Origin of the sequence: Propionicimonas sp. T2.31MG-18 (genome assembly GCF_964266745.1) — a bacterium.
Lineage (GTDB): Bacteria > Actinomycetota > Actinomycetes > Propionibacteriales > Propionibacteriaceae > Propionicimonas.
Genome location: NZ_CAXWGX010000012.1, coordinates 607,603 through 631,724, shown reverse-complemented (window position 1 = coordinate 631,724; position 24,122 = coordinate 607,603). Strand labels below are relative to the sequence as shown.

General features: G+C 73.6%; 25 protein-coding genes. 13 read left to right on the top strand and 12 right to left on the bottom strand.

Features of this window, described 5'->3' with window-relative positions; genetic code table 11:
- Window positions 1-21 precede the first annotated feature (21 nt).
- Entirely contained in the window at window positions 22-1,257 is a 1,236-nt protein-coding gene (locus ACFQQJ_RS07965) for an MFS transporter (RefSeq protein ID WP_377105445.1), read from the bottom strand.
- Window positions 1,258-1,364: 107 nt separating this feature from the next.
- Between ACFQQJ_RS07965 and ACFQQJ_RS07960 the strand changes: the two genes are divergently transcribed.
- Window positions 1,365-4,091 carry a cation-translocating P-type ATPase gene (locus tag ACFQQJ_RS07960; RefSeq protein WP_377105444.1) on the top strand — a complete coding sequence of 909 codons (2,727 nt, stop codon included), beginning with the start codon at window positions 1,365-1,367 and terminating at the stop codon, window positions 4,089-4,091.
- A 26-nt stretch (window positions 4,092-4,117) separates the two neighbouring features.
- On the opposite strand, the gene ACFQQJ_RS07955 is transcribed toward ACFQQJ_RS07960, so the two are convergent.
- Entirely contained in the window at window positions 4,118-4,687 is a 570-nt protein-coding gene (locus ACFQQJ_RS07955) for a hypothetical protein (protein WP_377105443.1), read from the bottom strand.
- 102 nt (window positions 4,688-4,789) lie between these two features.
- Here ACFQQJ_RS07955 and ACFQQJ_RS07950 point away from each other — a divergent pair, with 102 nt between their 5' ends.
- Window positions 4,790-5,995 (top strand): cysteine desulfurase-like protein, encoded by a 1,206-nt coding sequence (locus ACFQQJ_RS07950; protein WP_377105442.1) that lies wholly within the window; start codon window positions 4,790-4,792, stop codon window positions 5,993-5,995.
- A gap of 4 nt (window positions 5,996-5,999) precedes the next feature.
- On the opposite strand, the gene ACFQQJ_RS07945 is transcribed toward ACFQQJ_RS07950, so the two are convergent.
- Both ACFQQJ_RS07945 and ACFQQJ_RS07940 read right to left on the bottom strand, forming a co-directional pair.
- Window positions 6,000-6,428 carry a DUF2231 domain-containing protein gene (locus ACFQQJ_RS07945; RefSeq protein WP_377105441.1) on the bottom strand — a complete coding sequence of 143 codons (429 nt, stop codon included), beginning with the start codon at window positions 6,426-6,428 and terminating at the stop codon, window positions 6,000-6,002.
- Between the two features lie 3 nt (window positions 6,429-6,431).
- Window positions 6,432-6,944, bottom strand: a complete 513-nt coding sequence (locus ACFQQJ_RS07940; RefSeq protein ID WP_377105440.1) for a hypothetical protein — start codon at window positions 6,942-6,944, stop codon at window positions 6,432-6,434.
- A 124-nt stretch (window positions 6,945-7,068) separates the two neighbouring features.
- Between ACFQQJ_RS07940 and ACFQQJ_RS07935 the strand changes: the two genes are divergently transcribed.
- The 3 genes from ACFQQJ_RS07935 to ACFQQJ_RS07925 are packed head-to-tail and all read left to right on the top strand — an operon-like array spanning window position 7,069 to window position 8,688.
- Window positions 7,069-7,641, top strand: coding sequence for an RNA polymerase sigma factor (locus tag ACFQQJ_RS07935; protein WP_377105439.1), 573 nt, complete (start codon window positions 7,069-7,071; stop codon window positions 7,639-7,641).
- Complete coding sequence (locus ACFQQJ_RS07930) at window positions 7,634-8,308, top strand: anti-sigma factor family protein (RefSeq protein ID WP_377105438.1); 675 nt, start codon at window positions 7,634-7,636, stop codon at window positions 8,306-8,308. The genes ACFQQJ_RS07935 and ACFQQJ_RS07930 overlap by 8 nt, the downstream gene beginning before the upstream one ends.
- Before the next feature lie 47 nt (window positions 8,309-8,355).
- Complete coding sequence (locus ACFQQJ_RS07925) at window positions 8,356-8,688, top strand: TfoX/Sxy family protein (RefSeq protein WP_377105437.1); 333 nt, start codon at window positions 8,356-8,358, stop codon at window positions 8,686-8,688.
- A 13-nt stretch (window positions 8,689-8,701) separates the two neighbouring features.
- Here ACFQQJ_RS07925 and ACFQQJ_RS07920 read toward each other — a convergent pair whose 3' ends face one another.
- On the bottom strand, window positions 8,702-9,163 hold the full coding sequence (locus ACFQQJ_RS07920; protein ID WP_377105436.1) for a heme-degrading domain-containing protein: 462 nt from the start codon (window positions 9,161-9,163) through the stop codon (window positions 8,702-8,704).
- A 115-nt stretch (window positions 9,164-9,278) separates the two neighbouring features.
- On the opposite strand from ACFQQJ_RS07920, the gene ACFQQJ_RS07915 reads away from it, so the two are divergent.
- On the top strand, window positions 9,279-9,767 hold the full coding sequence (locus ACFQQJ_RS07915; RefSeq protein ID WP_377105435.1) for a ribose-5-phosphate isomerase: 489 nt from the start codon (window positions 9,279-9,281) through the stop codon (window positions 9,765-9,767).
- Here ACFQQJ_RS07915 and ACFQQJ_RS07910 read toward each other — a convergent pair.
- Window positions 9,722-10,270, bottom strand: a complete 549-nt coding sequence (locus tag ACFQQJ_RS07910) for a DUF2087 domain-containing protein (protein WP_377105434.1) — start codon at window positions 10,268-10,270, stop codon at window positions 9,722-9,724. The two genes, ACFQQJ_RS07915 and ACFQQJ_RS07910, sit on opposite strands and share 46 nt — an antisense overlap.
- Window positions 10,271-10,423: 153 nt before the next feature.
- On the opposite strand from ACFQQJ_RS07910, the gene ACFQQJ_RS07905 reads away from it, so the two are divergent.
- The 3 genes from ACFQQJ_RS07905 to ACFQQJ_RS07895 all read left to right on the top strand — a co-directional run bounded on the left by ACFQQJ_RS07905 (window position 10,424) and on the right by ACFQQJ_RS07895 (window position 14,328).
- Window positions 10,424-11,521, top strand: a complete 1,098-nt coding sequence (locus ACFQQJ_RS07905) for a ScyD/ScyE family protein (protein ID WP_377105433.1) — start codon at window positions 10,424-10,426, stop codon at window positions 11,519-11,521.
- A 181-nt stretch (window positions 11,522-11,702) separates the two neighbouring features.
- Entirely contained in the window at window positions 11,703-12,998 is a 1,296-nt protein-coding gene (locus ACFQQJ_RS07900; RefSeq protein ID WP_377105432.1) for a M16 family metallopeptidase, read from the top strand.
- Complete coding sequence (locus ACFQQJ_RS07895; RefSeq protein WP_377105431.1) at window positions 12,985-14,328, top strand: M16 family metallopeptidase; 1,344 nt, start codon at window positions 12,985-12,987, stop codon at window positions 14,326-14,328. Before ACFQQJ_RS07900 ends, ACFQQJ_RS07895 begins: the two co-directional genes overlap by 14 nt.
- 19 nt (window positions 14,329-14,347) lie before the next feature.
- Here the strand turns inward: ACFQQJ_RS07895 and ACFQQJ_RS07890 are convergent, their stop codons facing one another.
- The 3 genes from ACFQQJ_RS07890 to ACFQQJ_RS07880 form a co-directional block, all read right to left on the bottom strand.
- On the bottom strand, window positions 14,348-15,184 hold the full coding sequence (locus ACFQQJ_RS07890; RefSeq protein WP_377105430.1) for an isocitrate lyase/phosphoenolpyruvate mutase family protein: 837 nt from the start codon (window positions 15,182-15,184) through the stop codon (window positions 14,348-14,350).
- 77 nt (window positions 15,185-15,261) lie between these two features.
- Window positions 15,262-15,615: a hypothetical protein gene (locus tag ACFQQJ_RS07885; RefSeq protein WP_377105429.1), complete on the bottom strand. Its 354-nt coding sequence runs from the start codon at window positions 15,613-15,615 to the stop codon at window positions 15,262-15,264.
- A 22-nt stretch (window positions 15,616-15,637) separates the two neighbouring features.
- A complete protein-coding gene (locus tag ACFQQJ_RS07880; protein WP_377105428.1) occupies window positions 15,638-16,882 on the bottom strand; it encodes a hypothetical protein in 1,245 nt (414 codons plus the stop codon).
- Window positions 16,883-17,016: 134 nt separating this feature from the next.
- Between ACFQQJ_RS07880 and ACFQQJ_RS07875 the strand changes: the two genes are divergently transcribed.
- Entirely contained in the window at window positions 17,017-17,511 is a 495-nt protein-coding gene (locus ACFQQJ_RS07875; RefSeq protein WP_377105427.1) for a beta-class carbonic anhydrase, read from the top strand.
- A gap of 22 nt (window positions 17,512-17,533) precedes the next feature.
- On the opposite strand, the gene ACFQQJ_RS07870 is transcribed toward ACFQQJ_RS07875, so the two are convergent.
- Window positions 17,534-19,606, bottom strand: coding sequence for a type IIA DNA topoisomerase subunit B (locus ACFQQJ_RS07870; protein ID WP_377105426.1), 2,073 nt, complete (start codon window positions 19,604-19,606; stop codon window positions 17,534-17,536).
- Window positions 19,607-19,792: 186 nt separating this feature from the next.
- Here ACFQQJ_RS07870 and ACFQQJ_RS07865 point away from each other — a divergent pair, with 186 nt between their 5' ends.
- The 3 genes from ACFQQJ_RS07865 to ACFQQJ_RS07855 all read left to right on the top strand — a co-directional run bounded on the left by ACFQQJ_RS07865 (window position 19,793) and on the right by ACFQQJ_RS07855 (window position 22,488).
- Window positions 19,793-19,984 (top strand): hypothetical protein, encoded by a 192-nt coding sequence (locus ACFQQJ_RS07865; protein ID WP_377105425.1) that lies wholly within the window; start codon window positions 19,793-19,795, stop codon window positions 19,982-19,984.
- Window positions 19,985-20,056: 72 nt separating this feature from the next.
- Window positions 20,057-20,575, top strand: coding sequence for an O-acetyl-ADP-ribose deacetylase (locus ACFQQJ_RS07860; protein ID WP_377105424.1), 519 nt, complete (start codon window positions 20,057-20,059; stop codon window positions 20,573-20,575).
- Window positions 20,572-22,488 carry an alpha/beta hydrolase family protein gene (locus ACFQQJ_RS07855; protein ID WP_377105423.1) on the top strand — a complete coding sequence of 639 codons (1,917 nt, stop codon included), beginning with the start codon at window positions 20,572-20,574 and terminating at the stop codon, window positions 22,486-22,488. Before ACFQQJ_RS07860 ends, ACFQQJ_RS07855 begins: the two co-directional genes overlap by 4 nt.
- Here ACFQQJ_RS07855 and ACFQQJ_RS07850 read toward each other — a convergent pair.
- Both ACFQQJ_RS07850 and ACFQQJ_RS07845 read right to left on the bottom strand, forming a co-directional pair.
- Complete coding sequence (locus ACFQQJ_RS07850; protein WP_377105422.1) at window positions 22,427-23,383, bottom strand: amino acid ABC transporter permease; 957 nt, start codon at window positions 23,381-23,383, stop codon at window positions 22,427-22,429. The genes ACFQQJ_RS07855 and ACFQQJ_RS07850 overlap by 62 nt on opposite strands.
- Window positions 23,380-24,069 (bottom strand): amino acid ABC transporter permease, encoded by a 690-nt coding sequence (locus ACFQQJ_RS07845; RefSeq protein ID WP_377105421.1) that lies wholly within the window; start codon window positions 24,067-24,069, stop codon window positions 23,380-23,382. Before ACFQQJ_RS07845 ends, ACFQQJ_RS07850 begins: the two co-directional genes overlap by 4 nt.
- Window positions 24,070-24,122 lie beyond the last annotated feature (53 nt).

Genomic DNA, 24,122 nt, shown 5'->3' with positions numbered 1-24,122 from the left:
TGATCGGGCGCTCGTCGACGCTCAGCGACCCCGGACCCCGCGGACGGCTCGTGGCACGACGTGGGTCTCCCGCGCTCGCAGCCACGGGACGGCCGCCAGCAGCGTGATCGCGCCGGTGACGCCGAACGCCAGCGCGTAGCTGCCGCGATCGACCAGAAGCCCGGCGACGATCGGCCCGATGATCGAGCCGAGGTCCGACGACATCTGAAAGGCGGCCAGAGCGGGGCCGCCGTTGCGCTCGCGACCCACCACGTCGGCCAGGGACGCCTGCTGGGCCGGGTTCAGCGCCCCCGCGCCGATCCCGGCGACCACCGACACGACGACGAGCACCGGGAGGTCGTGCGCGAATCCGGTCACCGCGGTGGCGATTCCCGAGACCACCAGCCCCGCGATGATGAACGGACGGCGTCCCACCCGGTCGGACTGGCGTCCGGCGAGGACGAGCCCTGCGGCGTTCCCCGCGGCGAACACCGCGAGCGCCATCCCGGCCACCCACGGTTCCCGGCCGACGACCGCGGTGGCGAACAGCGGCAGGATCGCGTTCCGCACGCCGAAGTTGGCCCAGCCGTTCGCGAAGCCCGACCCGAACGCCGCCCGGTAGGCGCTGTCCGTCCATGCCTCGCGGACCGTCAGCGCCGGCAGGGTCGGGCTGCCCGGCGCCGGACGCAGGGACGCACGCCGCAGGAAGACGGCCACGATCCCGGCCGCCAGCAGCAGCGCGACGGCGTACACCAGGAACGGCACCCGCAGCCCCAGCCCGCCGAGCAGTCCGCCGACCACCGGCCCGCCGACACCACCGAGGAGGAAGGCCGTCGCGTACGCCGACGACACCCGGGCGCGGATGCCGGGGGGGGCCAGCCGCACCAGCAGTGCCACGGCCGAGACCGTGAACATCGTCGAGCCGATCCCGCCGAGCCCCCGGAACACCAGCAACTGCCAGTAGTCCTGGGCGAACGCCGTGGCGCCGGTGGACACCGCGACGATGACCAGCCCCGCCAGGTAGACGGGCCGCTCGCCGAGCCGGGCGATGAGCCGCCCGCCCGCCGGGGCGAACACGAGCCGGAAGAACGCGAACGCGCTCACCACCACGCTGGAGGCGAGGGCGCCGACGCCGAAGCCCTGGGCGAACGACGGCAGCACGGGCGTGATCAGCCCGAAACCGATGGCGATGACGAACGCTGCGGCGACGAGCACCCACACCTCGCCGGGGATCCGGTCCCGGGCGCCGTGCGGCGTTGGTGGGGTCTGGTCGGGCACGGTCACCCAGTATGCCGAGCCGGAGGGAGTTCCCTCGGCAGGAGCGACGCGGCACCATTCGACGCGGTTCCGGCACGCCGCCCGCCGCTCTCGGCTACCGTCGAGAGATGGCTGGGCCCTCGGGCGAGGCGCAGACCCCGGACGGCTCCCGCTGGCACACCGCCGGCGTGGACGCGGCCTTCGACGCGCTCGGCAGCGGCGAGGACGGGCTCAGCAGCCGCGAGGCCCGGGCCCGGCTCGAGAGCTACGGGCCCAACGAGATCCGCGCGACGCGTCGGGTCTCCGGCTGGCGGATCCTCGCCGCCCAGTTCCAGAACGTGCTGATCGTGATCCTGCTCGCGGCGACCGGGCTGTCGTTCTTCCTCGGGCACTCCACGGAGTCGGTCGTGATCGCCGTCATCGTCCTGTTCGCCGTCGCCCTCGGCTTCGTCCAGGAGTTCCGCGCCGAGCGGGCCATCGAGGCCCTCCGCGAGCTCGCCGCCCCCGTCGCCACCGTCGTGCGGGACGGCCGGGAGGGCCCCGTGCCCACCCGCGACCTCGTCCCCGGCGACGTCGTGCTCCTGCACCCCGGCGACCGCGTCCCGGCCGACGCCCGCATGGTCGAGTCGGCCAACCTGATGGTCGACGAGGCCCCGCTGACCGGGGAGTCGCTGCCGGTGGCCAAGCACGCCGAGCCGCTCGCGGACGCCGACCTCGCCGTCGCCGACCGCACCAACATCGTGCACGCCGGCACCGCGGTGACCCACGGGCGCGGACGGGCGGTCGTGGTCACCACGGGCATGCGCACCGAGTTCGGACGGATCGCCCAGCTGCTCGAGGGCGTCGAGGCGGGCCGCACGCCGCTCCAGAAGAACCTCGACCGGGTCGGGGCCGTCCTCGCCCGGGCCGCGCTGGCGATCGTGCTGGTGATCGTGGTCCTCGGCCTCCTGCGGGGACAGCCCTGGCTGGAGATGCTCCTGTTCGGCATCGCGCTGGCGGTCGCCGTCGTGCCCGAGGCACTGCCCGCGGTGGTCACGATCTCGCTCGCCATCGGCGTCCAGCGGATGGCCCGCCGGCACGCCCTGATCCGTCGGCTCCCGGCCGTGGAGACCCTGGGCAGCACGTCGGTGATCTGCTCGGACAAGACCGGCACGCTCACCCGCAACGAGATGACCGTCCGCAGGGTGTGGGCGGCCGGCCGGACGTGGGAGGTCGGCGGCTCCGGCTATGAACCGGCCGGCGACTACTCCGTCGACGGTGCCGCCGCCGCCCCCAGCCCCGAGCTCACCGCCCTTCTCGCTGCCGCCGTCCTGGCCAGCGACGCCCGGCTCCAGCAGTCCCCGGACGGCTGGCGGATCACCGGCGACCCCACCGAGGGCGCGCTGGTGGTGGCCGCGGCCAAGGCCGGCCTGGACCGGGAGTCGCTGGAGGCGTCCGCGCCCCGCACGCAGGAGATCCCGTTCACCTCCGAGACCAAGCGCATGACCACGCTCCACGTCGCACAGGGACGTACGACGGCCCTCACCAAGGGGGCGCCGGAGGCCGTCCTCGGCGACTGCACGGGCCTGCGAACGGGCGAGGGCGTCGTCCCCCTCGACGAGGCCACCCGGGAACGGGTCGCCGAGGTGGCGAGGGCCTTCGCCGCCGACGCCCTACGCGTGCTCGCCGTCGCCGAGCGGCCCGACGCCGCGCTCGCCACCGCGCGCCACGGGATGACCCTCCTGGGCCTGGCCGGGATGATCGACCCGCCCCGGCCGGAGGCCCGGGCGGCGATCGAGGTGTGCGAGCGCGCCGGCATCCGGCCGGTGATGATCACCGGCGACCACCCCGTCACCGCGGCCGCGGTGGCGCGGGAGCTCGGCCTGCTGCGCCACGGACGGGTCGTGGTCGGCGCGGAACTCGACGCCATGGACGACGCCCGGCTGATCGAGGAGGTGCCGTCCATCGACGTGTACGCGCGGGTCTCGCCCGCGCACAAGCTGCGGGTGGTGAGCGCGCTGCAGGCGCGCGAGCACATCGTGGCCATGACCGGGGACGGCGTGAACGACGCCCCGGCCCTGAAGAAGGCGGACATCGGCGTCGCCATGGGCCAGACCGGCACCGACGTCACCAAGGAGGCCGCCGACATGACCCTCACCGACGACAACTTCGCCTCGATCGTCGCGGCGGTCGAGGAGGGTCGCGGGGTCTACGACAACATCAAGAAGTACCTGATGTACCTGCTGTCGGCGAACATCGGCGAGGTCGGGCTGATGGTCGGCGCGGTGCTCGCCGGCCTGCCGCTGCCGCTCTCGGCCGTCCAGATCCTCTACGTGAACCTCGCCACCGACGGCCTCCCCGCCCTCGCGCTCGCCGTCGACCCGCCCGAGGGCGACCTCATGGCGCGACACCCGCGCCACCCGCGCACCGGCATCTTCACCCGACCCGTGATCACCCTGATGGCCGCCGGAGGCGCGTGGTCGACGGCGGTGAACCTCGGCCTGTTCGCCTGGGTCCTCTCCACCGGACGCGGGCTGCGCGAGGCGATGGGCATGGTGTTCGTGTCCCTGGTGCTCATCGAGTTCCTCAAGGCCTACAACTTCCGCTCCGACCGGCATTCGGTGTTCGACCGGCCGTTCGCGAACCGCTGGCTGAACCTGGCGCTCCTGTGGGAGGCCGCCCTCCTCTGCGCGATCATCTACCTTCCCGTCCTCCAGGGCCCGTTCGGCACGTTCGGGTTGTCGGTGACGGACTGGCTCGTGGTGGTCGGGCTGTCCGCGTCCCTCGTGCCGGTGCTGGAGCTGGTGAAGTGGATGGTGCGCCGCGGGTGGCTGGGCGACCCGGACAGCCCGGCGCCGGGGGGCTCGCACGCCTGACCGCCACCCCCGGCCCACGCCGCGCCCTACAGGTCGCAGTCCTCACAGCCGCCGGCGAGGCGGGACCACTCCCCCACCTCCGGGCGGCTGGACGCCGGGGGCAGCGGCACACCGAAGAACTCCCGGCGCACCCAGTCGTGCAGGTCGAGGCCGTAGAAGATCACGTCGCTCTGCACCACCGACAGCACCGGCGCAGGCGCGGGGCACGGCCCGGCCGGGACGTAGCGGTGGCCGTAGAGCGGGACGAGCCGGGGCCAGCGGGCGAGCTGCTCGCGGGCGGTGGCCTCCGCCACAGCGGCCGCCGCGGGGCGCTCCCCCCAGGAGGCCGGCCAGAAGCCGTTGTGCCCGACGTCGAACAGCAACCCGTCGACCGGGAGGTCGAGACGGGCACGCACGATGATCTCGGGGTCGTCGCGCCAGTCCAGCCAGCCGTCGCCCACCGGGACGCCGAGGGCCAGCAGCGCGGCGTGGTCGTCGCAGAAGCGGAATCCCCAGCGCGCCTCGACGTCGACACGCTCGGCCTCGGTCAGGCCCGGTTCCAGGCGGGCGCCGGCCTCGACCAGCGCTGCGAACGCCCGTTCGGCCACCCCGCTCATCCCCCCATCATGGACCTGGAAGGGAGCAGATTTCAGCCGCGGCGCCCCGACGCCCCGCAGCCTCGTAGACTCCCAGCGCCGAACCGCGAGACCGGAGCACCCATGACCTATGACATCGACGAACTGCGCAGCCACTTCCCGTCCCTGCGCTCGGGGCTGGCCCACTTCGACGGCCCCGGCGGGACCCAGGCCCCCCGCGAGGTGGCCGACGCGATCGCCGCGACCCTGACCGCCCCCCTGTCGAACCGCGGGACGGTGGGCCCGTCGGAGCGGAACGCGGACGCCGCTGTGCTCGCCTTCCGTCGCGCCTACGCCGACCTCCTCGGCGCCGACCCGGCCGGCATCGTGTACGGACGCAGCGCCACCCAGCTGACCTACGACCTGTCCCGTCCCCTTGCCCGCACGTGGGCACCCGGGGACGAGGTGGTGGTCAGCCGCCTCGACCACGACGCGAACGTGCGTCCGTGGGTTCAGGCCGCCGCCGCCACGGGCGTGACCGTCCGCTGGATCGACTTCGACCCGGCGACCGGGGAGGTCGACCCCGACAGCGTCGCGCAGGCGATCACCCCACGGACGCGGCTCGTGGCCGTGACCGGCGCCTCCAACCTCATCGGCACCCGTCCGCCGGTCGCGGAGATCGCCGCCGCCGCCCACGCGGTGGGCGCCCTGGTGTGGGTCGACGGCGTCCACCACGCCGCGCACTCGTTCGTCGACGTCGCCGCGCTCGGGGCCGACGTCTACGTGTGCTCGCCCTACAAGTTCCTCGGGCCGCACTGCGCGGTGCTGGCCGCGTCCCCGGCCCTGCTCGAGACGCTCCACCCCGACAAGCTGCTGCCCTCCACCGACGTGGTGCCCGAGCGCTTCGAGCTCGGCACCCTGCCCTACGAGGTGATGGCCGGGGCCACCGCTGCGGTGGACTTCCTCGCCGGCATCGTCCCGGGCACCGGCGGCAATCGCCGCGCACGCCTGCGAGCGTCGATGGAGGCCGTGGACGCGCACGAGCTGCGGCTCCGGCGCCGGCTGGAGGACGGCCTGGCCGAGCTCGGCGACGCCGTGGTGCTGCACTCCCGCGCGGCCGACCGGACACCGACGCTCCTGCTCACGCTTCCCGGACGCCGCACCGCGGACGCCTACGCCTTCCTCGCCACGCGCGGCGTCCTCGCGCCCGCCGGGTCGTTCTACGCCTGGGAACCGTTCCAGCGCCTCGGTGTCGCCGACACCCACGGGCTGCGCCTCGGCCTGGCCCCGTACAGCACCGACGACGACGTCGACCGGGCGCTCGCCGGCCTGCGCGCGTTCCTGGGCTGACGCCTCACCCGCCCCACACCGCGACCGCCCCGCTGTGGCCGGTGAGCACCACCAGCACCAGCGCGGCGACCGCGGAGAGAACCACCACGACCGCGGCCGCCCACCATCCCGGACGCCACCGGGCCCGCAGCACCAGCGCCGCGGGGAGCGCGACCGCCAGCGCGACAGCCGGGTAGGGCACGACCTCGCCCCACGTGCGGTGGACGTCGACCAGCGACGGGGCGACGAGCGTCGCGGCGAGGGCCTCGCCGGACAGCTTCGCCACGATGGCCGACCCCGCCGCAGCGACGGCGAACGCCACCGCGAGCCAGCCGTACCGCTCACGGGCCCGGCCGGACGCGACCACGGCGAGCCCGCCGAGGGCCGCCAGGGGCACGAGCACCACGGCGGCGTGCACCACCAGGGGGTGCAGCGGAAGCCCGAAGACCGACATCGGCTACTTCTTCACCGCGTCGCCGTTGCGGTCCAGCACGAACCACACGCCGTTGACGTTCTGGCCGAGCACGTCGCCGGGCGCGCGGTCGTCCTTCCAGTAGTACAGCGGCCAGCCGTTGTAGGTGGCCTGGACCCGGCCGTCCTGGCGGGTGAACGAGCCGAGCAGGCTGCCGTCCACGCCCGCGCCGGCAGTGGGCGCACCGATCAGCGGTGGCCAGGCGACCAGGCAGGCGCCGGTGCAGGCGCTGGTGTTCGCGCTGTCCTTGGTGAACAGGTAGAGGGTCATGCCCTTGCCGTCCACGAGGACCTGGCCGAGGCTGGTGTCGGCCATCGCGAGGGCGAGGGTCGCCGCGTCCGCCGTTGCCGGGCTGGTCACCGGGGTCGGGGGGGCCGTGGCGGCGGTGGTCTGGGCCGGCGCGCCGGCAGGTGTGGCCGGGGTCGCCGTGCAGGCGCCCAGCAGGACGACGCAGAGCGCGGGCGCGACGGCCATGGCGAGCCGGGATCGTGCGAACATGGTTCCTCCTCGATCGGGTGGGTGGTCCTGCACGGTGATACGTCCGGGCTCGGGTTTCGGATTGCGTCGGCGTCCGAGGGGCGCCCGCGCAATCCGTCCGGCCCCTTCGCCCGTATCCGATGGTGTGACCCTGTTCTCGCTGGCCGATCGCGCATCGGACGCAGCGCTGGTGAGCGCGCTGGCGCTCAACGACGACGCCGCAGCGGTCGCCTTCGTCCGCCGGTTCCAGGGCCCGGTCTTCGGGCTGGCGGTCGCGATGACCCGCGACCGTGCGCTGGCCGAGGACATCGCCCAGGAGGCCTTCCTGCGTGCCTGGCGCGCGGCGGGCAGCTACGACCCGCGGCGGGGGTCGGTCCTCACCTGGCTGCTGACGATCACCAGGAACCTGGCGATCGACGCCATCCGGGCACGACGGTCCTCCCCCGTGGAGGCCGGAGAACTGGAGGTGCTGCTGAACGCCACCCTGGGCTCGAGGACGCCCGAGGGGACGGGTGGGCGGCTGGAGACGCTCGCCGCGGCCGAACGCCTGGCGCGGCTTCCACCCGAACAGGCCCGTGCCGTGGTGCTGTCGGTGGTCGCCGGCCTCACCATGGTGGAGGTCGCGGAGCACGAGGGCATCCCCTTGGGCACCGCGAAGACGCGGATCCGCACCGGGCTGCGCCGGATGCGGCTGGCAGTGGAGGCGGAACGTGACTGACCACCCCGGCACCGACGCGCTCGTCGCGCTGGCCCTCGCCGAACTCGACGCCGGCACCCAGGAGCGGCTCGTGGCGCACCTGGCTGCGTGCCCCGAGTGCCGCGACGAATACGCCGGCCTCTCCGACGGGCTCGCCCAGGCGCTGGCGTCCACCCCGTCGGTTGCGCCCCCGGCGGGCTTCTCCGGGCGGGTGCTGGCGGCCATGGGTGCGACGCAGCCCGCGACCCCTCCTCTCCCCCGGCGCACGCGACGCCCGGTGCTGCTGCTCGCCGCGGCCGTCCTGGTCGGACTCCTCGCCGGGATCGGCGGCACGCTGGCCGCGTCGTCGCTGTTCGGCGGGCCGCCGGCGACCCCGCGCCACGCCCCGGTCGCCGCCCCGTTGCTCACGGCACGCGGAGAGGCCGTGGGCTCCGCCGGCCTGGCAACCCTCGACGGGCGGCCCTATCTGGTGCTCAACGTCACCACCGGCCGGCCGGGCGCGACCTACGAGTGCGTGCTCGTGGCGCGCGACGGCTCCCGCAGCAGCGGCGGTTCCTGGTCGTTGAGCGACGAGTACGGCACCGGTGTCGCCTCGGGCTCGTGGGTCGTGCCGCTCCCCGGCGACCCACCCGCCTCCGTCGAACTGGTCGGGCCGGCCGGAACGGTGTGGTCGACCGGCACGTTCTAGACCGCGGCCCTGGCCCGGTGTCACCGGGGCGTCCGATACTGGCAGGCATGGCTTACGACGAGGAACTCGCCGGACGCCTCCGCGCGGCCCTGTCGTTCACCGACGGGGTGAGCGAGAGGCGCATGTTCGGCGGCCACGGCTTCATGGTGCACGGCCACATGGTGGCCGCGGCGAGCAGCAGCGGCGGCCTCATGCTGCGCGTCGACCCCGCCGAGGGGCCCGGCCTGTGCGACGGGAGCGGCGTGCGTCCCTTCCGGATGAACGGCCGCGACCTGGACGGCTGGCTGCACCTGGCGCCCGACGCCGTCGCCGACACCGCGTCCCTGGAGACCTGGCTGCGGCGCGGCCTCGTCTACGTGGCCTCGCTGCCGCCGAAGTAGCCCCCGCCCACGATCAGGAGGCGAGGAACGCGCGCAGCTGCGCCACGACGAAGTCGTGGTCGTCGCGCTGCGGCAGCCCCGAGACCCCGACCGCCCCGACCACCGCGCCCCCGCGCAGGCGGATCGGCACCACCCCGCCGTGGGCGGCGAACTCCCGCGGGTCGAGCCGGGCGTCGGTGTCGAAGTCCCGTCCGCGGTCACGGAAACTCTCCCCGACGGCGAGGGACGCCTGCCCGTACCGCAGCGCCACCCGGGTCTTGCGGGCCAGCCACTCGTCGTTGTCTGCGCTCGCCCCGGCCAGTGCCGAGTGGAAGACGCGCTGCTGCCCGAGCACGATGCCGATCACGACGGGCAGGCCCTGCTCGACCGCTGCGGCCCGCATCCGGCTGCCCAGCAGCCAGGCGTCGTCCACGGTGAAGTCGGCGAACCGGAGTTCCGCGTCCTCCCGCGACAACTGCTCGCTCAACTCGCTCATCCCGGTCCGTCCTCTCCTCGTTGTCCCGGAACGACGCTAGCCAATCCGCCCGCCCCGCGCATCGGGTCACGCGCGGGCACTTCCGGCCCGTTGGCCGGCGGAGCACACTGGCGGCATGCGGGTTCACCTCGGCTCAGACCATGCCGGCCTCGACCTCAAGGACCATCTCGCCACCCTGCTCGCGGCCGCCGGCCACGAGGTGGTCGACCACGGCGCGCCCACCTACGTCGCCGACGACGACTACCCGGTGTACTGCCTGCGCGCGGCCGAGGCGGTCGCGGCGGACCAGGCCGGAGGCCTGGCCGCTCTCGGCGTGGTGATCGGCGGTTCCGGCAACGGCGAGCAGATCGCAGCCAACAAGGTGCGCGGCATCCGCTCCGCGCTCGCCTGGTCGGAGGAGACGGCCCGCCTGGCCCGGGAGCACAACGACGCCAACGTGGTGGCCATCGGCGCCAGGCAGCACAGCGTGGCGGACGCCGCGCGCTTCGTCGAGGTCTTCCTCGGCACCCCGTTCAGCGGAGGGGAACGCCACCGCCGCCGGATCGGCATGCTCGCGGCCTACGAGGCCTCCGGGGCGTTGCCGCCGCTGCCCGCCGGCTCCTGACCCGGGAGGGGCGGGACGCCGGGCACCCGGCGGTAACGCCGCCCGTCCGGCGAACGCTCCAGCAGGCCCGCGTCCACGAGGTAGCGGCGCAGCGTCGCCACGTCGTCGGTCCGCGGTCCCAGCCGCTCGCCCAGCTCCGGCTCTGACAGCTCCTCCTCCGGCTCGAGGGCACGCGCGACGAGGTACTCCAGCAGTGCCCGGCGATCCGTCGCGCGCGACGGGTAGTCCTGGATCCGCCCGTCCCTGGAGAGGAACCGCTCGGGGCCAGAGGCCGGCGGGGCCGCGGCGCGGCCGAGCGTCGCGCGCAGGCGTCCCTCGGCGACCACCGGGCCGTCGGCCCCCGCCTCCAGCAGGCCCGCCGCCAGCAGCCGCTTCAGTGCCCGGTCCCTGGCCGCCCCGGGCGCCACCGGTGCCGCGGCCACCTGCGCGAACACGGCGCGGGTGTCGGCGTTGGCGAGCAGGGCCAGCGCGGCGCGCCAGTCGAGGGGTTCGTCATCGGGCATGCCCGGAGACTAGACCCGGCGACCGGATCCGCGCGTCCACAGGGCCCACGACCGGCCGCAGTCTTGCCCATACCGCCGGTTCCCGGCGTGTTCCACGATGGCAGCGCAGGGATCGCCGCCCCTGGTCTGCCCACGTCACCAACCGGAGGCACCATGCGGGTCACCCGCCTTCTCATCGCTGTTGCCGCGGTCGGCACGGCGACCAGTCTCATCCTCACCGCAGCGCCAGCACAGGCCCACGCGCCCGAGCCTCGCCCGGCACCGTCGCCGGAGGTCCTCAGCACCGCCGTCGCGGCTCCCTTCAACCTCGAGGTCAGCGGCCGACGGGTCCTGGTCGCCGACGGCGGCCTGAACATCGTCGGCAGCGTGAAGCCCGACGGGACCCTGTCCCCCGTCGTGGCCAGCGCGCCCGGGACGTCCGGCGTCGCGGCCGCCCACGGCAGGATCGCGTACACCACCACGGTGGGCGGGCCGCCCACCGGACCCATCACCGCCAGCGGCCTGACGATCGTCGGTCACGGCGGTCGGAGGACCAGCGCGGACACGCTCGCGTACGAGACCGCGAAGAACCCCGATGCCGGCGTCCACTACGGCGTCACCAACCCGAGCGCGTGCGTCCGCGACGCCTTCGAGGGCATCGGCCTCCCGGTCGACTACACCGGCGCCATCGACTCGCACGCCTACTCCGTTGCCGCCTACGGCCACGACTGGATCGTCGCCGACGCCGGGGCCAACGCCCTGCTCCGCGTGAGCAGGTCCGGCCGGATCTCCACGGTGGCCGTGCTGCCGGCCCAGCCGGCGACCATCACCGCGCAGGCCGCGGCGGCGTTCGGGCTGCCCGACTGCGTGGTCGGCGTGACCTACGCCTTCGAGTCCGTCCCGACGGACGTCGAGGTCGGCCCGGACGGCCAGCTCTACGTGACCACGCTGCCCGGCGGGCCGGAGGACGCCTCGCTCGGCGCGCGCGGGTCGGTCTACCGTGTGGATCCGCGCAGCGGCCGCACGAAGCTGGTCGCCACCGGGCTGCTGGGCGCCACGAACCTGGCGCTCTCCCGCGGACGGATCTACGTGACCGAGTTCTTCGCCGGGCGGGTCTCGGTGATCCGCAACGGCAAGGTCGGCGAGTTCCTCGACCTCCCTGGGGCCGTGTCGATCGAGGCCGGTCCGGGTGGCAGCCTCTACGCCGGCACCGGCCTGGCCGGGCCGCCGTCCATCGTGCGGATCGACACTGCGAAGGGCTGGCGGCACTGACGACGCGTCGCAGCGCGTCGTCAGACCACAGGGCCGGCATCCCGAGCAGGGCGTGGCCCGCGGCCCAGCGCCGGGCACGCGGGCCCGCCCAGGAGCCAGCCCGGTGGGAGGTGCGGCGACCTCTCACCGGGCTGCCACCCCGAATCGGCCGCGGCGCCCCTGATGTGGTGAGATGGTGCGCGTGGCTGTGCCGGACCGACTGAGCTATCCCATCCACCAGCGCACCCTGGGCAACGGCCTGAGGGTCGTGGTGAGCCCCGACCACAGCGTCCCGCTGGCTGCGGTGAACCTCTGGTACGACGTGGGCTCGCGCGACGAACGCCCCGGCGAGTACGGGTGGGCGCACCTGTTCGAGCACCTGATGTTCTCGGGGTCGGCACACGTCGCCAGCGGCGAGCACCTCAACACGCTCCAGGCTCTCGGCGGCTCGGTCAACGCCACCACCTGGTTCGACCGGACGAACTACTTCGAGACCCTCCCGGTGGGCGCGCTCGACCTGGCGCTGTGGATGGAGGCCGACCGGCTGGCCACGCTCCCCGACCATCTGGACGAGGCCAGCGTCGACACCCAGCGCGAGGTGGTCAAGGAGGAGAAGCGGCAGCGGTACGACAACGTGCCGTACGGCGATGCGATGACCCACCTCGCCGAGATGCTCGTCGGCCCGTCCCACCCCTACGGGCACACCACCATCGGTTCCATGGCCGACCTCGACGCCGCCACCGCCGAGCGCGCCGCGGTCTTCTTCCGCAACCACTACCGTCCCGACAACGCGGTGCTCACCCTGGTCGGCGACATCACCCCCAAGGACGGCTTCCGGCGCGCGGAGAAGGCGTTCGGGCACCTGCCGTCCTGGAACCCGAAGACGCGCCCGCCGGTGTCACCCCTGCCCCCGCTCGACACCGTGGTCGCCCGCCAGGTGGCCGGACGGGTGCCGGTGGCGGCCACCTACTTCGGCTGGCGCCTCCCGGTGCGCGACACGTGGGGTTTCGACGCCTGCGACCTGGCGCTGTCCGTCCTGGGCGGCGGCCAGACCTCCCGTCTCTACCGGGAGCTCGTGCGCAACCAGCAGATCGCCACGGCCGCCGGCGCGTCGGCCGTCCCGCTCGTCGGAGGGACGTCCTTCGGCATCGCGCAGGTGCGCGCACTGCCCGGCCAGGACGCCGCAGAGGCGACAGAGGCGGCGCTGGCGGAGATCGACCGCCTCGCCACAGACGGGCCCACCGACGCGGAGGTCGCCCGGGCGAAGGCCCAGCACGCCCGCGAGTGGCTCGCCGAGCTCGCCCGGTTCGACTCGCGCGCGGACCTGATCAGCACCTACGCCACGCTGCACGACGACCCCGAGCGCGTGAACCGGAAGCTGGACGAGGTGATGAGCCTCACCACCGATCGCGTCGCCGAGGCCGCGAGCGCGTTCCTGCGTCCCGACCAGCGGGCACAACTCGACTACCAGCAGGAGGCCGACGATGCGGCGCTCTGACCAGCGTCCCGAGGTGAAGGCGCCGCCGCGCTGGCGCTTCCCCGACCCGGCCCGGCTCTGGCTCGACAACGGCATGGAACTGATGGCCTGCCACCGCGAGGGCCAGCACGTGGCCGCCGTCTCCCTGGTGTTCGACGTGCCCCTGAACGTCGAGGGCGTCGACATCGAGGGGGTGGCCACGATCACCCAGCGCTGCCTCGACGAGGGCACGCGGACGCATCCCGGCACGGCCTTCGCCGAGAGGCTGGAGGACATCGGCGCCGTGCTCGGCGGGTCGGCCGGCTACGCCGGCAGTGAACTGAGCCTCGAGGTGCCGGCGGACCGGCTCGGCGAGTCGCTCGCGCTGCTCGCCGAGGCCGTCCGCGAGCCCGAACTGGCCGCCGACGACGTGGCGCGGCACCGCACGCTGCGCCTGGCCGAGATCGAGCAGGCGATGGCGAACTCCGCGCACCGGGCGGCGATCGGGTTCCGGTCCGCGGTGATCGGCGGGCGCTACCGCGCGTCCCGGATGCCGGGCGGCGAGGCGCGGACGGTGGCCGCTGTCACCACAGAGGACGTGGTCGCCTTCCACGGCAGGCACTACCGTCCCGACGCGGCGACGCTGATCATCTCCGGCGACCTCACCGGGCAGGAGTTCGGCCAGGCGGCCACGGCGTTCGGCGACTGGGCGAACCCCGCGGAGGGCTACTTCTCCCACGAGGTCCCCCAGGGCGTCGCCCCGCGGTGCCTGCTCATCGACCGGCCGGGCGCCGTCCAGGCGGACGTGCGGCTGGGGTCCTTCGGCATCGACCGTGGTGACCCGCGGTGGGCCGACCTCCAGGTGGCCACCCACGCCCTCGGAGGGGCGTTCCTGAGCCGCCTGAACAAGGTGCTGCGCGAGGAGAAGGGGTTCACCTACGGCGCTCACCTGGTGAACTCGCCCATGCGGGACGGTGGGCTGATCGCGGTGCAGGGATCCTTCCGCACCGAGGTCGTGCCCGAGGCGGTGAGCCTCGCCCGAGGGCTGCTCGACCTGAGCAGCCGTCCGATCACCGGGCAGGAGGTGGCGGCCGCGGTCAGCTACACCAACGGGGTCGCGCCCCTGCGCTACTCGACGGCCCAGGGCATCACCGACCGCATCTCCGCCCTCGTCCGGGACGGGGTGAACGTCGAGTTCGTGAACGCCAACTTCCAGGCCCTCACGCTGGTGACGCCGGAGTCGGCGACGCAGTCGATCCTCGAACTGCTGCCCCCCGACCGGCTGACTCTCGTCGTTGTCGGCGACGCGGCCGCGCTGGAGGCGCCCCTGGCCGCCGACGGCTGGCCGGTGGAGGTCGTGTCGGCGCCGTAGGCGTCCGCTCCTTTCCCGATCAGTTCTCCTGGGAGCCGCCGCCTCCGACGAAGGGCTGGAGCAGGGCGTTGAGGTCCGGCAGGTCCGCGAACCCGGTGAAGGTCCCCTCGTCCCTGATCTCGCGGGCGGCCTGAAGGAACCCGCGCCACGCCGTCTTCGCGAGCATGCCGCCCACGCTGATCCGGCGCACGCCGAGCGACGCCACTTCGGCCAGCGTGGTGAACGGGGTGTTGACCAGCAGGTTCACCGGTGTCGGCGACACCGCGGAGACGATCGCCGACACCTGGTCGACCGAGGTGAGCCACGGCGCATAGACGCAGTCGGCCCCGGCCTCGGCGTAGGCCGTCAGCCGACGGATGGTCCCGGCGAGGTCCGGGCGCCCCCAGACGAACCCCTCCGAGCGCGCGGTCAGGACGACGCCGGTGCCGGTCGCGTCGATCGCAGCCCTCGCCGCCGCGATCCGCTCGACGGCCAGCACGGGGTCGATCAGGGGGTGTGCGGGATCGCCGGAGAAGTCCTCGATGGACAGCCCGGCCACGCCGGTCCCCACCGCCAGCCCCACGTTGGTCGCGACCGCCTCCGGCTCGAGGGCATAACCGTCCTGGAAGTCCGCGTTCACCGGAAGGTCCACCGCATCGACGATCAGGCGCAGGTGGACGAGCGTCTCGTCCAGCCCGACGCTGTTGTCAGGGCGCCCCGTCGACCACGCGAACCCCGCGCTCGTCGTCGCCAGCGCGGGGAATCCCAGGGACGCCAGCGCCCGTGCGCTCCCCGCGTCCCACGGGTTCGGCATGACGAAGCACCCCGACTCGTGCAGCCGCCGGAACGCGGCCGTTCGTCCTGCGCCGTCGCTCATGAGGCACCCCCGTCCCTCCGACACCGACCCGGGCCGTGCAGCGACCGGCCCCTGTGGGCAGCGTAGGTTCGCCCGCGTCAGGCCGGACGTCCGTACTTGTGCCACAGCGCGTCGCGGACGGCCCCGGTCACCGGTCGCGCGTCGAACACGGTCCCTGCGATGTCCTCCAGCGCGAAGCGACCGCGCTCGAGGTCGCCGACCACCGGCCAGTGCGGGCCGTGGTCCTCGCGAGGACGTTCCCGCCGCCCGTCCGGCCAGGCCACGCGGTACCAGACCGACTCGGCCCTCTCCCAGAACAGCGGCAGGGCGCGGCTGGGCACCACCCGGCAGGTGAGGTAGCCGGCCACCCGGCCGCCCCGCGACAACTCCCACACGGCGTCGCGGAAGGGGTCGAGGCGGGGGTCCCGCGGCCACGGCTCAGCTGCTCTCACCCCGGAAGTCTCGCAGCCGCGCTCAGGAGTGTGGTACCGGGAGCCCGCCGAGCTCGTAGTCGACCTCGCGTGCCACCCGGTAGTCGCGCCAGGTCTGCTCGCGCACGAAGAGCCCGTGGTCGAACCACGCGGCGACGTCGGCCCAGTGGGCGACGAGCTCGCGATGGGGCAGGACGGACGCGTCCGGGCGCGGGGTGCTGCCCGTCCGCAGGCCGTCGGCGATGACGACCGGGTCTCCCCGCGACCGCATCACCAGCGTGCGACCCACCCGCTCGCGGACGCGCTGCCACGACTCCGGCCTCCGCGGCAGGACGGGCGTGTGCATCAGCACCAGCAGCGACACCTCGAGCCCGCGGTCGATCGCCCCGAGGACGACGTTGCCGCCGTGGCTGTGGCTGAAGGCCACGCGGACCCTCCCGCGCGCCCGCTGCCACTCCAGGAGTTCGGCCGCCGCACGCTCCCGGTCGTCCTCCCGGTAGGCCCCCGACCACCGGAAGTAGTCCTCGCCGGTGTAGAGCTCAGCGACCGACGACTCGGTGCGGATGAGCCGGTGCAGGCCCGACTCCGGGGCGTACCAGCGGTCCTTCACCAGCCTCGACCAGGTGCCGTGCACGGCGATGCTGATCGGTGACCCGACCACGCCGGCCGGCGCCGCCCGGAGCCCGGGCGCCTCTGCTCCGCCGAGGGCGGTGGCCGCGATCTCGGCTGCCAGCGGGTCCGGGGAGTCCAGGCAGCCGGCCAGCGCCGAGAATGCCCGGGGTGCGGCCGACTCGAGCGGCACGAACGTGCGGAACGCCGGCGGGACGACGATCGCCGCCACCGCCGCGCCCGCCATCGCCCGCTCCACGTCGTGGGGGTTGTCGAGGTTCACGTAGGCGTACGCGCAGACCGCTGCGGTCGTCGGCGCCGCGTCCAGTGCGGCGCGCAGGCCGGCCGTGGCGTCCGGGTCCATCGGGCGCTCGCCCGGCACCCAGTCGTGGCCCGCCACATGGTCGGAGGCCAGGTCGAGCGCGATGGTCGAGACGACGGGCTCCGGCAGCCCCTGCAGGGACCCCTCGTCCCCGAGCCGGGGGACGCCGAGGTCTGCGGCGTCCTGCCGGTGGGCCTCGCGCTGGTCCTGCGACCCGACCGCCAGCAGCGCGAGCAGGCCCAGCTGGGCGGCGCGGTTCGGGGCATGCCGGGCGTCCGCGCCATCAGCCCAGGCCTCCAGCCCCCGGGGCGGCATGGCCGGCATCGCGAGGGACAGGTCCTCCTGGCCGGGTGTCATGGGCCTCCCATCGACGGGCCGTTCCGACCATCGTTTCCGCCACAGAGCCTCCCCACAACGGGCAATGCTCCGCATGCCGGCGCCGGCGGACGACCCCTGCCGGGCACCTTCGCCGACTGGTTAGGGTGGCCTCCGTGGATCACGACTTCGACGACCTGCTCGCGTCCAACCAGCGCTACGCCACGTCGGCCCCGCGCAACTTCGACGGCTACGCCCACGCCGGCATCGCCGTCGTCACCTGCATGGACTCCCGCCTCCAGCCGCTGGAGATGGTGGGCCTCTTCCTCGGCGAGGCCAAGATCCTCCGCACCCCGGGCGGGCACGTCACCGAGGACGTCGTCAACGGCTGTGTCCTCGGCGTCCACCTGCTGCAGGTCGACCGCATCCTCGTGATCAGCCACAGTCGCTGCGCGATGGCCTCCGGGTCGGACGATGAACTACGCCGGCGCATCCTCGAGGCCAGTGGCCTGGACGCCGGCGCCTGCCACTTCGGCGCCGACCCCGACCAGGCGGGACGCCTCCGGGAAGACGTCAGGACGCTCGCGGAGCACCCCCTGATCGCCGGACGGGCACGCGTCGGCGGCTTCCAATATGACGTGGACACCGGCCTGCTCGAGCGCGTCTGCTGAGCGCGAACGCGGCGATGCCGGTTCAGGCGTCGATGCGCTCGGCGTCCAGGGCGTAGGCGCCCTCGATGATGAACTCCTTGCGCGGGGCCACGTCGTTGCCCATCAGCTTCTCGAACGTCGACTCCGCAGCCGCCGCGTCGTCGACGGTGATCCGCCGCAGCGTACGGTGCCGCGGGTTCATGGTGGTCTCCGACAGCTCGTGGGCGTCCATCTCGCCGAGGCCCTTGTAGCGCTGCGGCTCCTTGAACGACTGGCCCTTCTTCGTCAGCTCGGCCAGCTTCCGGCGGTACTCGGCCTCGTTGTAGGTGTAGATGTACTTCTCCTGGCCCTTGCGCGGGTTCGTGAGCTCGAACCGGTGCAGCGGCGGGACGGCGGTGTAGACGCGTCCCGCCTCGACCAGCGGGCGCATGTACTTGAAGAACAGGGTCGCGAGCAGCGTCCTGATGTGGGCACCGTCGGAGTCCGCGTCCGCCATGAAGATCACCTTGGAGTAGCGCGCGGCGTCGAGGTCGAAGGTGCGCCCCGAGCCGGCGCCCACGACCTGGATGATCGAGGCGCACTCCACGTTCTTGAGCATGTCGCCGACCGACGCCTTCTGGACGTTCAGGATCTTGCCCCGGATCGGCAGCAGCGCCTGGTACTCGGAGTCGCGCGCCAGCTTGGCCGTGCCGAGCGCGGAGTCGCCCTCGACGATGAACAGCTCGGTCCGGTCGAGGTCGGTGCTGCGGCAGTCGGCGAGCTTCGCCGGCAGGGTGGACGACTCCAGCGCGTTCTTGCGCCGCTGCGCCTCCTTGTGCGCGCGCGCCTGGACACGGGTGCGGGACGCGGACACGACCTTCTCCATGACCGCCCTCGCCTGCGTGCGCAGGGCCGCACGGCTGGAGGTGAGGAAGTCACCGAGTTCCGCCTCGACGATGCGGGTCACGAGCCGGGTGACCGGCGGCGTGCCGAGCACCTCCTTGGTCTGCCCCTCGAACTGCGGCTCGGCAAGGCGGACCGTGACCACGGCGGTCAGCCCCTCGAGTGCGTCGTCCTTGGTGATCTCCTCGCCGGCCTTGAGCAGGCGGGTCCCGTCCAGCCCCCGGAGGAAGGCTCGGGTGAGCCCGCGCTCGAAACCGGCGACGTGCGTACCGCCCTTGGGCGTGGAGATGATGTTGACGAACGACTGCACCTGGGTGTCGTACCCGGTCCCCCAGCGCAGGGCGATGTCGACGTCGAGGGTGCGCTCGACGTCGGTCGGCGTCATCGCGCCGCGGTCGTCCAGCATCGGCACGGTCTCGGTGAAGCTGTCGGTGCCCCGCAGCCGCAGCACCTCGGTCACCGCGGGATCGGACGCGAGGTACTCGCAGAACTCGGAGATGCCCCCGTCGTGCCTGAAGACCTCGGTGACCGGTTCCTGGCCCCGCGCGTCGGTGACCACGAGCTCGAGGCCGGGCACGAGGAAGCTGGTCTGGCGGGCACGGCCGAGCAGCTGCGGCAGCGCGAGCTGGGCGTCCTTGAGGAAGATCTGGCGGTCGGGCCAGTACCGCACGCGGGTCCCGGTGACGCCCTTCGCCACCCGCCCCTCCTTGCGCAGCGTGCCGCCGGGGGTGAAGGTCGCGTCCGGGCCGTCGCCGTCGAAGGTGCCGACGACGCCGCGGCGGAAGCTCATCTTGTGGGTCGCCCCGTTGCGGTCGACCTCCACGTCCAGGCGGGCGCTGAGCGCGTTCACCACGGACGCACCCACGCCGTGCAGGCCACCGGTGGCGTTGTAGCTGCCGGCACCGAACTTGCCGCCGGCGTGCAGCTTGGTGAAGACCACCTCGACGCCGGTGAGGCCGGTGCGCGGCTCGATGTCGACCGGGATGCCCCGCGCCCGGTCGACGACCAGCACGCTGCCGTCCGCGCCCAAGGTCACCTCGATGCGCTCGCCGAACCCGGCCAGCGCCTCGTCCACCGCGTTGTCGATGATCTCCCACAGGCAGTGCATCAGCCCCCGGGTGTCGGTGGACCCGATGTACATCGCCGGGCGCTTGCGGACGGCCTCCAGTCCCTCGAGCACCAGGAGGTGCCGGGCCTCGTAGTCCCTGCCCTCTGCGGCCTTCGTCGTCGTCACCGGCTGAGACTATCTCGGACGGGTAACAGTTCTTTGCAATCGCGTGACGGTGTCGGGCGGTCGCGGGTTCTGTCCGCAGGGCCGCCTACACTGAACACCTCACCGGGAACAAAGAGTGCTCCGCCCTCGTTGGAACCGGTGCGAGGACAGTGGTACTTCGCGTGGTGAGAGAGTGAGGAAGACCTGATGAGCGCAACCATTACCGAACCCCTGACCGCAGCCGATCGTTGCGACCGGTGCGGAGCTCAGGCCTACCTGCGGGTCACCCTCACCTCCGGCGGCCAGCTCCTCTTCTGCGGACACCACGGCAAGGCCCACTCGGACAAGCTCCAGCAGGTGGCCCTGAAGATCCACGACGAGACCGACAAGCTCAGCTGACGGTGTGGTCGAAGGGCCCCGGGGTCTCCCCGGGGCCCTTCGCCTGTCCGGACCGTTTGCGATACTCGGCCCATGAGCATCGACGCGGTTCGGGGTGACCTGACGACAGAGCGGGCGGACGCCCTGGTGAACGCCGCCAACTCCTCGCTGTACGGCGGGGGTGGCGTGGACGGGGCGCTGCACGCTGCGGCCGGGCCGGCGCTGCTGGCCGCGTGCCGCGAGGTGCGCGCCACCCGGTGGCCGGACGGCCTCCCGGTCGGCGAGGCCGTCGCCACCGCTGCCGGGCTGCTTCCCGCGCGCTGGGTGATCCACACGGTCGGGCCGAACCGGAACGCCGGCCAGGCCGACGAGCGGCTCCTGGCGTCCTGCTACACCCGCTCGCTGGACGTCGCACAGGACCTCGGTGCGCGCACCGTCGCCTTCCCGGCGATCGGGGCCGGCATCTACGGCTGGGACGCGGCGACCGCCGCGCGCGTGGCGGTGGGCGCGGTCGCCGCGCACCCGCGCGCCGGCATCGAACGGGTGCGCTTCGTGCTGTTCAGCGAGCGGCTGCTCGCCGCCTTCGCCGACGAACTGGCGACCCGCGCATGATCGTCGTGCCGTACGGCTCCTGGCCGTCGCCGATCAGCCCCGGGGACCTGGCGCGCGCGTCCCTCGGCCTGGACCGCGGGCTCGTCGACGGCGACCGGGTGTACTGGACGCAGGCCCATCCCGAGCAGCGCGGACGGGTCTCGCTGTGGACGATGGGCCCGGACGGCTCACGGGAGGAGCTCGCGCCCGACCACAGCGTCCGCAACCGGATCAACGAGTACGGCGGAGGCGCGTGGGCGGTCTCCGGCGGGGTGGTCGTGTACTCCGCCGACCCCTCGGGGGAGCTGTGGGCGCACGAGGGGGGCAGGCGGCGCCTGCTGGCTCCGGGCGGCGTCCACCGGTACGGCGCCCTCAGCATCGACCCGGGCCGTCGTCTCGTCCTCGCCGTGCGGGAGGACCACGCGTCCGAGGGACCCTGCGTGCAGCGCATCGTCGCGCTCGACCTGGACGGCGACAACGCCGGCGGCGGACGCACCCTGGTCGCCGGCGCGGACTTCTACGCCTCGCCGGCGCTCCGCGCCGACGGCCTGCTGGCATGGGTGCAGTGGCGGCTCCCGGACATGCCGTGGGACGCCACGGAGCTCTGCGTCGCGCCACTCGACGACCCGGGACTGCCCGTCCGTGTCGCGGGCGGACCGGGCGTCAGCGCACTCCACCCCGCCTGGGACACCACCGGCGGGCTGGTCCACCTCAGCGACGCCTCCGGTCACTGGAACTTCCACCGCTGGGACGGCGTCTCGTCCGTGTCGCTGCACAGCGACCCGCACGACTTCTGCGGCCCGATGTGGAACCCGGGGCCGGCGCCCTACAGCCTGCTGCCCGACGGGCGCATCGCCTGCGTGCGTCTGGTGGACGGCATCGGCCGGGCCGGCACCCTCGACCCGGCGACCGGGTACCTCGAGGAGGTGTCGACCGGTGCGGTCAGCTGCGAGCTGACCGGGCCGGGCGCCCGGGTCGTCGCCCTTCTCGGCTTCGCCGACCGGCCCAGGGAGCTCCGCCTGCTCGACCTGTCCGACGGCTCCGACGTGCTCCTCGCGCGGGCGGAGGAGGTGTCCCTGCCGCCGGAGGCGGTGTCGGTCGCCCGCGCGATCACCTGGGACTCCCCCGACGGCCCGGTCCACGCCTGGTACTACCCGCCCACCCATCCCGGCGTGTCCGCCCCGGAGGGCGAGCTGCCCCCGGTGCAGGTGTGGAGCCACGGCGGCCCGACCGCCTTCTCCTCCCCCGACTTCCGGCTCGCCACCCAGTTCTGGACCTCGCGCGGCATCGGCATCCTCGACGTGAACTACTCCGGCTCCTCCGGCTACGGGCGCGCCTACCGGGAGCGGCTCGACGGCGCCTGGGGCGTCAGCGACGTGCGCGACTGCGTGGACGCCGCCCGCGCGCTCGTCGCGGAGGGCCTTGCCGACCCCCGCCGGCTGAGCATCCGCGGCGGGTCCGCCGGCGGCTTCACGACGCTGGCCGCGCTCACCACGACCGACGTCTTCTCCGCGGGCGTCAGCCTCTACGGCATCGGCGACCTTGAGTCGCTCGCCACCGACACCCACAAGTTCGAGTCCCGCTACCTCGACCGGCTGGTGGCGCCGTACCCGGAAGGCCGCGACACCTGGATCGAGCGATCGCCGATCCACCACTTGGACCGGCTCGCCTGCCCGATGCTGATCCTCCAGGGGGCGGACGACACCGTGGTGCCGCCTGCGCAGGCCCACGCCATGGCCGACGCCGTCCGCGCCAAGGGACTGCCCGTCCGCCTGAGGGTCTTCGAGGGCGAGGGCCACGGGTTCCGGCAGGCGTCAACGATCACGGCGGTCGCCGAGGAGGTGCTCGCGTTCCTCGGTCGCGTCCACGGGTTCACCCCCGTGGGCGCCGCGGCTCCCGCCGCCGGCCCGGACGGTCGTCCGGGCGGGGCATGATCGTCTCCGGGACATCGGGTTCGGCCGCCGGGCCGGGCACGAAGCCGGCCGTCACCGACTGGGTGACGATCGCACGCGGGCCGCGACGCAGGCGTTGTTCGACGGCCGCGGCGAGGCGGGTCAGCAGCGAGTTCAGCACGATGTAGATCATGGCGAGGACGATCAGGGTGGGAATGAGGTTCGCGAAGGCCACCGCGAGGTTGGTGCCCGAGCGCAGCAGCTCCAGGTAGGCGATCATCGACCCGAGGGCCGAATCCTTCAGGATCACCACGAGCTGGCTCAGCATGGACGGGAGCATCGCCGTGATCGCCTGCGGCAGGAGGATCTCGGTGAGCGTCTGGAACGGCGTCAGCCCGATCGCCAGGCCCGACTCCCGCTGCCCCGCGGGCAGGCCGTTCACCCCCGAGCGGACGAGCTCGGCGAGCACGCACGAGTTGTAGACCGTCAGGCCGACGACCACCCCGAACAGCGGCAGCAGCGGGCCCGAGATGCGCAGGGCGAACAGGCCCGCGTAGTACGCGAAGAGCATCATCATCAGCACCGGAACGGAACGGAAGAACTCGACGAACGCGCCGCAGGCCCAGCGTAGCCAGCGCTGCGGCGCCAGCCGTCCCACTCCGAGCAGCAGACCGAACACGATCGACAGCAGCACCGACAGCGCGGCCGCCAGCAGCGTGCCGCCCAGGCCCGGCAGGAGATAGGCCGTCCAGGCGGTGGGGGTGAGGAACGGCAGCCACTTCTCCGCGGTGAGCTGGTTGTTGGCCGGGTCGGCGAGGCGCACAACGACGAAGGCCAGCAGTCCGAGAAGCGCGAGCACACCCGCGGCGGCGATCACGCGGTGACGGGCTCTCGCCCGCGGACCCGGCGCGTCGAACAGCACCGATGCGGCGCTCACCGGTGCACTCCGAGCCGGTTGGACAGCCAGGTGAACAGCAGGCCCATGGGCAGGGTGAGCACCACGAACCCGGTGGCGAGGAGCGCGAAGATCGCGTACAGCAGCGACGGGTTGAACTCGATCATGTTGCGCATCAGGTAGGCGGCCTCGGCCACCCCGACCGTCGCGACGACGGTCGTGTTCTTGGTGAGCGCGATCAGCGTGTTGCCCAGCGGCGCGATCGCGCCGCGGAACGCCTGGGGCAGCACGACGTGCCGCAGCGTCGCGGCGAACCCGAGGCCGATCGAGCGTGCGGCCTCCGCCTGTCCCGCTGGCACCGTGTTGATGCCGCTGCGGATCGCCTCGGCCACGAAGGCGGCGTGGTACACGGCGAGGGCGACCACGCCCCACCGGAAGCCGTTGTCGACGATGAAGGTCGGCGAGTCCGCCGGGGCCAGCTGCACCTTGAGGGTGTTCGCGATGCCGAGCGAGCACAGCGCGACGATGAGCGTGAGCGGGGTGTTGCGGACGAGGGTCACGAACCATGCCCCGAAGCGCTGGAGGACCCCGACCGGGGACACCCGGGCGACGGCCACCACCGTCCCGACGACGAGCGCACCGACGGCACCCCAGACGGTCAGCTGGACGGTCATCCAGAAGGCGGCGAGCACGTCGTACTCCCGCAGCAGCGTGGCCAGGCCGTCCAACCGCTCATCCTCCCGTCATCGGGCCGCCGGCCGTCCGCGGACTCCTCCGGCGG